Annotated in this window: 10 protein-coding genes; all 10 read left to right on the top strand. The window is 70.7% G+C overall.

Features of this window, described 5'->3' with window-relative positions:
- The first annotated feature begins 25 nt into the window (after nt 1-25).
- Nucleotides 26-1420, top strand: coding sequence for a protein kinase domain-containing protein (locus tag BAY60_RS26245; RefSeq protein WP_112283890.1), 1395 nt, complete (start codon nt 26-28; stop codon nt 1418-1420).
- Between the two features lie 140 nt (nt 1421-1560).
- Nucleotides 1561-3462 carry a S9 family peptidase gene (locus BAY60_RS26240; protein WP_112283888.1) on the top strand — a complete coding sequence of 634 codons (1902 nt, stop codon included), beginning with the start codon at nt 1561-1563 and terminating at the stop codon, nt 3460-3462.
- A gap of 192 nt (nt 3463-3654) precedes the next feature.
- Nucleotides 3655-4764: an NDMA-dependent alcohol dehydrogenase gene (locus BAY60_RS26235; RefSeq protein WP_112283887.1), complete on the top strand. Its 1110-nt coding sequence runs from the start codon at nt 3655-3657 to the stop codon at nt 4762-4764.
- On the top strand, nt 4754-5728 hold the full coding sequence (locus BAY60_RS26230; RefSeq protein ID WP_112283885.1) for an LLM class F420-dependent oxidoreductase: 975 nt from the start codon (nt 4754-4756) through the stop codon (nt 5726-5728). Before BAY60_RS26235 ends, BAY60_RS26230 begins: the two co-directional genes overlap by 11 nt.
- Complete coding sequence (locus BAY60_RS26225; protein WP_112283883.1) at nt 5725-6843, top strand: NDMA-dependent alcohol dehydrogenase; 1119 nt, start codon at nt 5725-5727, stop codon at nt 6841-6843. The genes BAY60_RS26230 and BAY60_RS26225 overlap by 4 nt, the downstream gene beginning before the upstream one ends.
- Before the next feature lie 185 nt (nt 6844-7028).
- Nucleotides 7029-8627, top strand: coding sequence for an ABC transporter substrate-binding protein (locus BAY60_RS26220; protein WP_112284624.1), 1599 nt, complete (start codon nt 7029-7031; stop codon nt 8625-8627).
- Complete coding sequence (locus BAY60_RS26215) at nt 8624-9658, top strand: ABC transporter permease (protein WP_245992820.1); 1035 nt, start codon at nt 8624-8626, stop codon at nt 9656-9658. Before BAY60_RS26220 ends, BAY60_RS26215 begins: the two co-directional genes overlap by 4 nt.
- A complete protein-coding gene (locus tag BAY60_RS26210; protein WP_112283879.1) occupies nt 9645-10520 on the top strand; it encodes an ABC transporter permease in 876 nt (291 codons plus the stop codon). The genes BAY60_RS26215 and BAY60_RS26210 overlap by 14 nt, the downstream gene beginning before the upstream one ends.
- Nucleotides 10517-11545 carry an ABC transporter ATP-binding protein gene (locus BAY60_RS26205; protein WP_112284623.1) on the top strand — a complete coding sequence of 343 codons (1029 nt, stop codon included), beginning with the start codon at nt 10517-10519 and terminating at the stop codon, nt 11543-11545. Before BAY60_RS26210 ends, BAY60_RS26205 begins: the two co-directional genes overlap by 4 nt.
- Nucleotides 11542-12546 (top strand): ABC transporter ATP-binding protein, encoded by a 1005-nt coding sequence (locus BAY60_RS26200; RefSeq protein ID WP_112283877.1) that lies wholly within the window; start codon nt 11542-11544, stop codon nt 12544-12546. The genes BAY60_RS26205 and BAY60_RS26200 overlap by 4 nt, the downstream gene beginning before the upstream one ends.

Raw genomic sequence — 12546 nt, 5'->3', positions numbered from 1 at the left:
GGCGTACCGGCACCGGAGGGTCGTCGTGACCGACGAGGGTGAGCTGATCGCGGGACGCTACCGCCTCCTGTCTCCCGTGGGGCAGGGCGGCATGGGGGTCGTCTGGCGGGCGCGCGACGAGCGGCTCGACCGCACGGTCGCGGTGAAGCGGCTGCGGCTCGACCCTGGCGCCGGTGAGCAGGCCACGGAGGAGGCCCGGCAGCGCGCGATGCGCGAGGCCAGGGTGGCGGCCCGGCTCCGGCATCCGCAGGCCATCAGCGTGCACGACGTGGTGGAGCACGACGGCACGCCGTGCCTGGTGCTGGAGTTCCTGCCCTCGCGCAGCCTCTCCGCGGTGCTCGCCGAGCGCGGCCCGCTGCCGGTGGCCGAGGTCGCCGCCATCGGCGCTCAGGTCGCGTCGGCGCTGGCGGCCGCACACGCGGAGGGCATCGTGCACCGCGACGTCAAACCGGGCAACGTGCTGCTCACCGACGACGGCACGGCCAAGATCGCCGACTTCGGCATCTCCCGCGCCGTGGGCGAGGCTACGGTGACCGGGGACGGCGTGCTCGCGGGCACGCCCGCCTACGTCTCGCCCGAGGTCGCGGAGGGCGGCGAGGCCGGGCCCGCCTCGGACGTCTTCTCCCTCGGCGCCACCCTCTACGCGGCCACCGAGGGCACCCCGCCGTGCGGCGAGGCGGAGCACCCGGTGGCGTTGCTGCGGCGGATCGCCGCGGGGGAGCTGGTCCCGCCCCGCCGTTCCGGGGCGCTCACCGGCGTGCTGGCCGGGATGCTGCGGCCCGCGCGCTCGGAGCGGCCCACGATGGAGCAGGCGCGCGACGCGCTGGAGGCGGTCGCCGCCGGGCGGCCCGCGGAGCTGCCACCGCCACCCCGGGATCCGACGTTGCTCCTGCCGGGCGGCGCCGGTGGCCCGCCCCGCCGTCCGGGCAGGCGCGCGGTCCTGCTGGGCGGGGTGGCCACGGTCCTGGTGGCGGCCGGGGTGCTGCTCGGCGTGCTCATCACGCCGGGGCGGACCACGGGCCAGACGGCCAGTCCGCCGTCTGGTTCGTCGTCGGAGCCCGGACCGCAGCGGTCGACCGGCGCCGTGGCGCCGTCGTCCTCGGCGGGCGCGCCCGACCTGGCCTGCTCGGCGCGGTATCGGGTGACCAACGCCTGGCCGGGCGGCTACCAGGCGGAGGTCACCGTGCGCAACGACGGCGACGACACGCTCACCGGGTGGGCCGTGAGCTGGGAGCTGCCCGGCGGGCACACCGTCGACAACGTGTGGAACGGCGAGGTGAGCCGGGACGGATCCACGGTGACGGTCACCAGCGCCGACTGGAACGTCACCGTGCCCGCAGGCGGTGCCACCACCTTCGGCTTCACCGGCAGCCTCACCGGCGACCCCGAGGAACCCGCCCCGACCTGCACCCCCACCTGACCCCGCGAGTCCTGCGTTCCAGCCCGCGAGTCCTGCGTTCGGGCCCGCGAGTTCTGCGTTCGGGCCCGCGAGTTCTGCGCCCACGCTGGCCTGGCGCGCCATCGGGGTCGTCGCGCGGTCGATGTTGACAGACTGACCGGGTGACAGGTCTGACCGCCGAGCTCGTCGTCGACGGCCGCGCACCGCAGACGCCGGCCCTCGCCCCCAACGGGCGCCTGCTCTGCTACGTCCTCGCTCCCGCCAGCCGGACCGGGGACCACCTCGACACCGAACTCTGGCTCGCCGACACCGAACGTGCCGTCGCGCCGCGCCGGGTGACGGCCGATATCTCGACGGAGTCTCGACCACGCTGGTCCGCGGACTCCGGCGCGGTGTTCTTCTTGTCCGACCGTACCGATCGCGGTACCCCGCAGGTGCACAGGCTCGCCCTTGCCGACGGCACGGTGAGCAGCGTGACCAGCTGGCGCGCCGGCGTGATCGACCACCTGCCGCTCGCCGACCCCAGCCTGGTCGCTCTGCTCGCCCAGGACGAACCCACCGAAGAGGACACGCGCCGCGCCCAGGACCGCGACGACGCCATCGTCGTCGGCGAGCGCGAACCGCATGCCCGGTTGCGTCTGCTCCACCTGCGGACCGGCCTGGTCACCACCCCGGCCGTGTTCGGCGACCGGCACGTCGTGGAGCTGCGGCAACGACCCGACGGCGGCCCGCTCGCCGTGCTCACCCAGGCCGGCAGCGACAACGACTACGGCCCCCGCACCGGCCGCCTGCACCTGTTCGACCCGTCGACCGGGGCCACGGTGGAGCTCGGACCGGCCGGGGCAGGCGCACGTTCGCTGGCCTGGTGGCCAGGCGAGGACGGCTGGCACCTCGGGTACCTGGCACTCACCCCGCCGCTTCTGCAAGCAGGCACCGCCGTGTTCGACCTGGCCGTGGACAGCCGGGTCCTGCGTAACCGGACGTCCGGCATCCCGATGTGCCCCACCGAACTGCACCAGACCGATGCCGCCCCCCTGATTGTGTTCGCCGACGGCCTCAACACGACCCTGGCCCGGCTCGACCCCACCGGCCCCACGACCTTGTCGCGACACCGCGGACGCCTCGACGACCTCACCACCACACCCACCGGCGAGAAGATCGCGGTACTGACCGGCACCCGATACGAGCCCGCGAACGTTCATGCCGGGCCACCGGCCGGGCCGCTGCGAAGGATCACCAACACCCGTCCGGAACTGAACGGCATCGCGCTCGGGACCCAGCAACCGCTGGCCTACCGTGCCGCCGACGGTCTCGATCTGGACGGCCTGCTGGTACTGCCGGTCGGAAAGGCCGCGTCGGACGGCCCGTTTCCTCTGGTCACGATCGTGCACGGAGGTCCGTACGACCGCTACGCCGATCGTTTTCAGTTGTTCTGGTTCCCCAGCGCGCAGTGGCTGGCCACCGCCGGCTACGCGGTGTTCCTGCCCAACCCCCGCGGGGGCCAGGGCCACGGCCACCAGTTCGCCGTCAGCGTGGCCGGCCGGGTCGGACAGGAGGAGTGGACCGACATCCTGACCGGCATCGACCTGCTCGTCGGCGAAGGCGTGGCCGATCCGGATCGGCTGGGCATCGCCGGCGGAAGCCACGGCGGGTTCCTGTCCGCGTGGGCGGTTGGCCAGACCGACCGTTTCCGCGCCGCACTGGTCCTCGCGGGCGTCATCGATTGGGGCATGCTCGCCGCGACCGGCGAGCACGGCCAGTTCGAAGCTGCGCTCGGCGGCAGCACCGGCTGGTCCGGCGTCGGCCCGCATCCGCACGACGCGGTCAGCCCGATCTCCTTCGCCGGCCGCATCCAGACTCCGGTGCTCATCCTGCACGGCGCCGAGGACACCAACGTGCCCCTCGGTCAGTCCGTGTACCTGCACCGGGCGCTGCGCCATTTCGGCGTCGAGCACGAGTTCGTGATCTATCCGCGAGAGGGCCACTCGATCCGGGAACGCCGGCACCAGCTGGACCTCCTGCGCCGGACCCGCACCTGGTTCGACCGTTGGCTCGGGCCTTGACCACGGCGCGTGGGGTTCTGCTGGCCGGAGTCCGCCCGAGCCCGAGCGCAGAACTCGCGGGCCCGAACGCAGAACTCGCGGGTCTGGGTGCAGGACTCGCGGGCCTGAACGCAGGACTCGCGGGTGGCGCACCTCTTCCGTGACGCGAAAGGCCGGTAGCCGCCGCACAGTGCGCGGGGCATGGTGACGAGCATGACCATCACCACGCGTGCCGCGATCTGCCGCGAACCCGGGCGGCCCTGGGAGATCGCCGACATCGAGCTCGACGAACCGCAGCCCAACGAGGTCCGGATCAAGTTCTTCGCGGCGGGCCTGTGCCATTCCGACGACCACATCCAGAAGGGCGACGCGCAGATGCGCTTCCCTGTGGTCGGCGGGCACGAGGGCGCCGGTGTGGTGGACGCGGTGGGCGCCGACGTGACGCGGGTGAACGTCGGCGACCACGTCGTCTGCTCGTTCATCCCGGCCTGCGGCAAGTGCCGGTACTGCTCCACGGGGCACCAGAACATGTGCGACGAGGGCAAGAACGCCTCCACCGGCATGTTCGCCGACGGCACGTTCCGCTTCCATCTCGACGGCGAGGACCTCGGCGGGCTCTGCGTGCTGGGCACGTTCTCGCAGTACGCGGTGGTGTCGGAATGGTCGTGCATCCCCATCCCCGAGGACATCCCGTTCGACATCGCCGCGCTCGTCGGCTGCGGTGTGCCCACCGGCTGGGGCACCGCGGTGTACGCCGGGGGTGTCCGGGCTGGACAGACGGTGGTCGTCTACGGCGCGGGCGGCGTGGGCAGCAACGCCGTGCAGGGCGCCCGGTACGCGGGTGCACAGAACGTGGTCGTGGTGGATCCGGTGCCCTTCAAGCGGGAGATGGCGAAGGTCTTCGGCGCCACGCACACTTTCGCCGACGCCAAGTCCGCGCACGACTTCGTCGTCGAGACCACGTGGGGCCAGCTCGCCGACCACGCCCTGATCACCGTGGGCGTGCTCGACGACGAGGTGATCGACGCCGCCATCCAGGTGGTCGGCAAGAGCGGCAAGGTCACGATCACCGCGGTCGGCAACGGCTCGGTCAACCACAACGCGGGCATGCTCATCGGCTACCAGCGGCGCGTCCAGGGCGCGGTGTTCGGCGCCTGCAACCCGCTCTACGACGTACCCAGGCTGCTCAGCCTGTACCGCACCGGCGACCTCAAGCTGGACGAGCTGGTCACGCGCCGCTACTCGCTGGAGCAGGTCAACGACGGCTATGCGGACATGTTGTCCGGCAAGAACATCCGGGGCGTGATCATGCATGAGCACTAGCCGCGGCCCGCGCCTGCGGATCCTGATGGAACCCCGGCACGGCGCCACCTACGCACAGATCCTCACCCTCGCCAGGGCCACCGAGGACGCCGGTTTCGACGCGTTCTTCCGCTCCGATCACCTGATGGGCGTGGACCCGAACGACGCCACCTACCGGCCCACCGACTGCTGGACGACACTGGCGGGCCTGGCCCGCGACACCAGCCGGGTCCGGCTCGGCGCGCTCGTCGGCGCCGCCACGTTCCGCTCGCCGGGCATCCTGGCCAACATCGTCGCCTCGGTCGACGAGATGAGCGGCGGCCGGGTGGAGCTGGGCCTCGGCACCGGCTGGTACGAGCGCGAGCACGCCGCGTTCGGGGTGCCGTTTCCCCCGGTCAGGGAGCGCTTCGACCGGCTGGAGGAGCAGCTGGAGATCATCACCGGTCTCTGGCGCACGGAACCGGGCGGCGACTCCGGGTTTTCCTTCACCGGCAAGCACTTCGGCATCGACGGCAACCGCACGCCGCCGCGAACGGCCCAGTCGCCGCACCCGCCGGTCATCATCGGCGGCTCCGGCCCGCGCCGCACCCCGGCCATCGCCGCCCGCTTCGCCGACGAGTTCAACGGCGCGCTCGGCGGCGATCTGCGCGAGCGGTTCGGCGTGTTCGACGCCGCGTGCGAGGCGATCGGCCGTGACCCCGCCACCGCGCGGCACTCCGCCGTGCTGCCCGTCGCCTGCGGGCGGAGCCAGTCCGAAGTAGACCGAAGGGCGGCGGTGATCGGCTCCGAGTTCATCCGCGAGCACGCCGCCATCGGCACGCCCGGCCTGGTCACCGAGCGCCTTGGCGAGCTGGCCGAGGCGGGCGCCGACACCGTCTACTTCCACATCTACGACATCGACGACCTGGACCACATCGCCGTGCTGGCCGGGGACGTGCTCCCGCACGCGGGCCTGCCCGGCACCGTCGGAGGGAGAACCGCGTGAGCATCACGACCCGTGCCGCCATCACCCGGCGCGCGCACACCCCGTGGGAGATCACCGAGCTGCAGCTGGACGAACCGAAGGCCCACGAGGTGCGGGTGAGGTTCCACGCGGCGGGCATGTGCCACTCCGACGACCACATCACGCGCGGCGACGCCCCGGTGCGGATGCCGGTGGTGGGCGGCCACGAGGGCGCGGGCGTGGTCGAGTCGGTCGGTCCGCATGTCGGCAGGGTCAAGCCCGGCGACCGGATCGTCTGCTCCTACATCCCCGCCTGCGGCAAGTGCAGGCCGTGCTCCACCGGGCACCAGAACATGTGCGACGAGGGCAAGAACGCCTCCACCGGAATGTTTCCCGACGGCACGTTCCGCTTCCATCTCGACGGCGAGGACCTCGGCGGCTTCTGCACCCTGGGCACGTTCTCCCAGTACGCCGTCGTGTCGGAGTGGGCGTGCGTGCCGCTGCCCGACGACATCCCGTTCGAGATCGGCGCGCTCGTCGGCTGCGGCGTGCCCACCGGCTGGGGATCCGCGGTGCACGCCGCCGAGGTCCGAGCCGGGCAGACGGTGGTGATCTACGGCGCGGGCGGCGTCGGCAGCAACGCGGTGCAGGGCGCGCGGTACGCGGGCGCCAAGTTCGTCGTGGTGGTCGACCCCGTGGAGTTCAAGCGCGACATGGCGAAGGTCTTCGGGGCCACGCACACCTTCGCTGACGCCAAGTCCGCGCACGACTTCGTGGTGGAGGCGACGTGGGGCCAGCTGGCCGACCACGCCATCTGCACGCCCGGCGTGCTCACCGAGGACATCGTCAACTCGGCCGTGCAGATCACCGGCAAGACCGGCAAGGTGACCATCACGGCCGTCGGCAAGATCGACGAGAAGGCCGTGCACGTCCATGCCGGGATGCTCATCGGCTACCAGCGGCAGCTCCGCGGCGCGCTCTTCGGGGACAGCAACCCGCTCTACGACATCCCCATGCTGCTGGGGCTCTACCGCGCCGGTGATCTCAAACTCGAGGAGCTCATCACCAACCGGTACTCGCTGGAGCAGGTCAACGACGGGTACCAGGACATGCTCGACGGCAAGAACATCCGCGGCGTGATCATCCACGAACACTGAGCGCCCGGGGCCGGGCTTTCCCGCCCCCGGGACAAATGACGTAGCCGCGCTACGTCCGGTGCAGGTTCCCCCGAACTTCTCTTCCACCTCGCGAAATCTCGCCGCACCCGGCTTCGGTGAGTAGGGAACCTGTAGCCGCATCGCAAGACCCCGGTCTCAATGACGCAACCGAAGCGGAGATGCACGTGAAAACCAAGATCCGGCAATTCATCGCGTTACTGGGGGTGATGGTCGTCGCCGCCGCGTGTGGGGGCAGCCCGGCGGACACGGCCGGCGGAGCCGAGGGCCCGCCACAGCGGGGCGGCAGCCTCACGGTGCTGCTCAGCTCCGGGTTCGCGGGCTCGTGGCCGAGTGGGCTCGACCCGGCCACGAACACCACCGGGGGCGCGAACCTGACCCACATGAACGCCATCTTCAGCGGCCTGTTCAAGCTCGTCGCCGACGAGGACGGCAGCAACGCCAGGGTCGAGCCCGAGATCGCCAAGGACTACGACTTCGCCGACGGCGGCAAGACCGTGCGCATCACGCTCCGCGACGGTGTCGAGTTCAGCGACGGCACGCCGCTCAACGCCGAGGCCGTGGCCTGGAACTGGAAGCGCGACCTCGAGTCGACGTGCACCTGCGCGCCGAACTGGCCCGTCGTCGAGAAGGATCCCATCACGGTCGAGGGCAACACCGTGGTGCTGAAGTTCACCCAGCCCTACGCGGCCGTGATCAACTCGCTGGTGGTCTCCAACGCCAACTGGATCGCCTCGCCCACCGCATACGAGAAGATGGGCGCCGAGCAGTTCAAGATCAAGCCGGTCGGCGCGGGACCGTTCAAGGTCGTCAGCAACCGGCTCAGCTCCGAGCTGAAGCTCACCCGCAACGAGAACTACTGGAAGGAGAACCGGCCCTACCTCGACAACCTGACCATCAAGTCGGTCGGCGGCGACCAGCCCGCCTACCAGGCGATCCTCGCCGGTCAGGCGCACGTCTACGAGGGCATGGTCACCACGCCGCTCATCAACCAGGCCAAGGACAACCCGCAGGTGACGGTGACACAGCAGCCCGCCACCTCGCCGTACCTGATCCAGCTCAACACGAGCAAGGCGCCGTTCAACAACAAGAAGGCCCGCGAGGCCATCTACTACGCCACGAACGTCGACGCGATCCGCAAGGGCCTGTTCCAGAACCAGTACCCGGCCGCGCAGACGTTCACCGGCCCAGGCGGGCTGTTCCACCAGGAGAAGGTCCCCGGCTACCGCACGTACGACCCGGACAAGGCACGTCAGCTGGTCAAGGAGCTCGGTGGGCTCACCGTCCACTTGGGAACGATCAAGCAGTACGTCGCCGAACAGGTGAACACGGCGCTGCAGAGCCAGTGGGAGGAGGTGGGCATCAAGACCACCATCGAGTCACACGAGCTGAACTCGCTGATCGGTGAGTTCAACTCCGGCAACTGGCAGGCGATGCTGCAGACCGCGGGAGCCTGGGACCCGGCGGCCGGTGTCGGGGTCGCGTTCCGTTTCGACTCGCAGTTCCCGTTCAGTGGTGTCAAGGATCCCCAGCTGGACAAGCTGCTCGACGACGCGGCGGCCACGATCGACGAGGCGAAGCGCGCCGAGTTGTACGAGCAGGCCGGAAAGCTGATCAGTGACAACGCCTACGCACCATTCATCCTGGCGTTCGCGCCGGCCAACGTGGCCGCCAGCAACGTCCACGGCCCCGGCGTCACCACGAAGATCCCGCCGGTGCTGGTCAACACCGGAATCATCTGGGACGAGGTCTGGATGAGCCAGTGACGGTCACCGATCCGGCGCTCGGCGACGCCCGGGAGACAGCCGCCCCGGGCGTCGCCACCCGAATCCTGCGCTCCCCGAGCCTGCGGCTGATCGTCAGGCGGCTGCTCGCGGCCATCCCGATCATCATCGGGGTCAGCCTGCTCACCTTCATCGTGCTGAGCCTCATTCCGGGCAACGCGGCGCAGTTGCTGCTCGGTCCCGAGGCGACGCCGGAGCAGGTCGAGGCGATGACCCGGCAGATGGGCCTCGACCAGCCGCCGGTGCAGCGTTACCTCGATTGGCTGGGTGGTGCCCTCACCGGCGACCTCGGTACCTCGCTGGTGAGCCAGCAGCCGGTGACCAGCGAGCTGGGCGTGCGGCTCGGCGTCACCGGTGAGCTCGTGGGCCTGGCGTTTCTGATGTCGCTCGGCTTCGCGATCCCGGTGGCGCTGCTGGCCGCCTACAGGCCGAACCGGCTGTTCGACCGCGTGAGCATGCTCGTGAGCATCACCGGCCTCGCCGTGGCGAACTACGTCATCGCGCTGCTGCTGGTGCTGGTGTTCGCGGTGCAGTTCACGTTCTTCCCCGCGATCGGCTACGTGCCGCTCAGTCAGGGACTCGGCGAGAACCTCCGGTCGATGCTGCTGCCCGCCGTGTCGATCGCGTTCCCGTTGTTCTGCTTCTACACCCGATTCCTGCGCGGCGATCTCGTCGACCAGCTGCAGGGCGAGGACTACATCACGACGGCCCGGGCGAAGGGGATCGGGCCGTGGCAGGTGCTGCTGCGGCACGCGTTCCGCAACTCCTCGTTCGGCCTGCTGACGGTGGTCGGGCTCAACCTGGGCACGCTCATCGGCGCCACCGTGATCATCGAGCAGATCTTCGCCCTGCCCGGCATCGGCCAGCTCATGCTGCAGGCCATCAACACCAGGGACTTCGTCGTGGTGCAGGCGTGCGTCGTGGTGTTCGCGGTGGTCGCCGTGCTGGCCAACCTGGTGACCGACCTGCTCTACGCCGTGCTCGACCCGAGGATCCGCTATGGCAATCGTTGAGGCGTCCGCGTCGCCTGCGCTGCTGGAGGAGGCCGGGCAGGGCCGCGTCCGGGGCTGGCTGCGGCACCTGGAGCTGGCCTTCCCCATCGGCCTGCTCACCCTGATCATCGGTGCCTGCTTCTTCTGGCCGATGATCGCGGCCGTACCGCAGCCGGTGGGCGGCGACGTGCTGGAGTCGAACCTGCCCGCGTTCTCGCCGGGGCACCTGCTGGGCACCGACCCGAACGGCAACGACGTGTTCTCGCGCATCCTCTACGGCGGCCGGTCGTCGCTCGTCGTCGGTGTCGCGGTGAACGTGCTCGGACTGCTCGTCGGTGGCACGCTCGGCGCCGTCAGCGCCTACGCGGGCGGCAAGATCGACGCGGTGATCATGCGGCTGCTCGACGTGCTCATCGCGTTCCCTTCGCTGGTGCTGACGCTGGCGGTGGCGCAGAGCCTCGGCCCCAGCCAGCTGAACACGATCTTCGCGCTGGCGTTCTTCTCGGTGCCCGCGTTCGCGCGGGTCTCGCGGGCGGCGACGCTGCGGCTGCGCGAGCAGCCGTTCATGATGGCCGCGCAGCTGTGCGGCACGAGCACGTGGCGGATGCTGTTCCGGCACATCGCGCCGAACATCACGCCGCAGCTCGTGACGTTCTCGATGCTCGGCATGGGCATCATCATCGTGATCGAGGGCGCGTTGAGCTTCCTCGGTCTCGGCATCCCGCCACCCGCGCCCAGCTGGGGCAACATGATCTCGCAGGGTCAGCAGGCCCTGTCGGCGACGCCGATGCTCGTGGTCTGGCCGTGTGTGGTCCTGTTCCTGACGGTGCTGGCGTTCAACCTGCTGGGGGAGACGCTGCGTGGGCGGTGGAGCGGCCGATGAGTATCGAGGAAATGGCGGAGCGGACGGCGATCGTGGCTGATGGCGGCGGGCAGCCGCTGCTGGAGGTCGAGGACCTCAGGGTGCGGTTCGAGTCCAGGGGCAGGCGCGTCAACGCGGTGAACGGGCTGAGCTACCGGCTGTACGAGGGCCGGATGCTGGCGATCATCGGTGAGTCGGGCTCGGGCAAGAGCGTCAGCTCCCGCGCGCTGATGGGCCTGCTGCCCGGCAGCGCGCGGATCAGCGGCTCGGCGCGGTTCCAGGGCAGGCAGCTGCTGGGCCTTCCGGACAGGGAGATGCGCAGGCACCGCGGCGCCGACATCGCGATGGTGTTCCAGGACCCGGCGCGCTCGCTGAACCCGACGATGCGGATCGGTGCGCAGATCACCGAGGCGGTGCGCGCGCACGGCGACGTGGACAAGCGCGCGGCGTACGAGCGGGCGATGGAGCTGCTGCAGCTGGTGCGGCTGCCCGCGCCGGAGCGGCGGTTCCACGAGTACCCGCACCAGCTCTCCGGCGGCATGCGGCAGCGTGTGATGATCGCGATCGCGCTGGCGGCGGATCCGAAGCTGCTGATCGCCGACGAGGCCACCACCGCGCTCGACGTCACCACCCAGGCCCAGATCATGGAGCTGCTGCTGGAGCTGCAGGAGCGGCTCGGCATGGCGATCATCCTGATCAGCCACGACCTGGGCCTTGCGGCGACCTACGCGCACGACGTGATCGTGATGTACGCGGGCAGGGCCGTGGAGTACGCGCCCGCGAGCACGTTGTTCGCCGCGGTGCGGATGCCCTACACGGAGGCGCTGCTGGGGGCGATTCCGAGACTGGAGCGCCCGCCACACTCGCCACTGCCGGTGACCCCGGGCCAGCCGCCGGATCTGACGGCGTTGCCTGCGGGCTGCCCGTTCGAGCCGCGCTGTCCACGCGCCCAGGACGACTGCCGCACCGAGGCGCCGCCGTTCACCGAGCACGAGCCCGGCCACTGGTGGGCGTGCTACCACCCGTGTGAAGGGAGTTCTTCGTGACCACTGTGGAGGAACGGCCCACCGTCCTGAGCGCCCGCAACCTGGTGCAGGAGTTCACCGTGCGCGGCCGCGGCGGCATCAAGGGCGGTGTGGTGCACGCGGTGTCCGATGTGTCCTTCGACATCGCCGAGGGCGAGACGCTGGGCGTGGTCGGCGAGACGGGCTCCGGAAAGTCGACGCTCGCCCGCTCCGTCATGCAGGCGCCCCGGCCGAAGTCGGGGGAGGTGGTGCTGCGTGGCGTCAACCTCACCACGTGCAAGCGCGCGCAGCTCACCGAGGCGCGGCGGCACGTCCAGATGGTCTTCCAGGACCCGTTCGGCTCGCTCAACCCGCGCTGGCGGGTGTCGGACATCGTGGCCGAGCCGCTCGTCGGCTACGGCGTCGGCAGCGGTGCCGAGCGGGAGCGCCGGGTCCGGGAGCTGCTCGACCTGGTGGGGCTCAACCCGGACACGTTCGGCAGGCGCAGGCCACACGAGCTCTCCGGCGGCCAGTGCCAGCGTGTGGCCATCGCCAGGGCCATCGCGCTCGACCCGGCGCTGATCGTGTGCGACGAGGCCGTGTCCTCCCTCGACGTGCTCATCCAGGCACAGGTGCTCAACCTGTTCGAGCAACTGCGTACGGAGCTGGGCCTTTCATACCTGTTCATCTCGCACGACCTGGCGCTGGTGAAGCAGGTCAGCGACCGGGTGGCGGTGATGCATCTCGGGCAGCTGTGCGAGGTGGGCCCCGCCGAGGCGCTGTACCGCGCGCCGCTGCACCCGTACACGGTGGCGCTGCTGGCGTCCATTCCGGAGCCCGACCCGGAGTCGGCGCGCAGACGCAGGCCACTGGCGATTCGCGGCGAGCCGCCGTCGCCGATCTCGCCGCCCAGCGGTTGCCGGTTCCGCACCCGCTGCCCCCGCGCCGAAACCCGTTGTGCCGAGGAGGTTCCGGTCCTGCGGGAACTGGCGCCCGGCCACAGCGTCGCCTGTCATTTCCCGGAGCACGACGGCACCCCGTGA

It is taken from the genome of Prauserella muralis, from assembly GCF_003202285.1.
GTDB classification, from domain to species: Bacteria; Actinomycetota; Actinomycetes; order Mycobacteriales; family Pseudonocardiaceae; genus Prauserella_B; species Prauserella_B muralis.
This window is presented reverse-complemented; position numbering and strand designations above follow the sequence as displayed.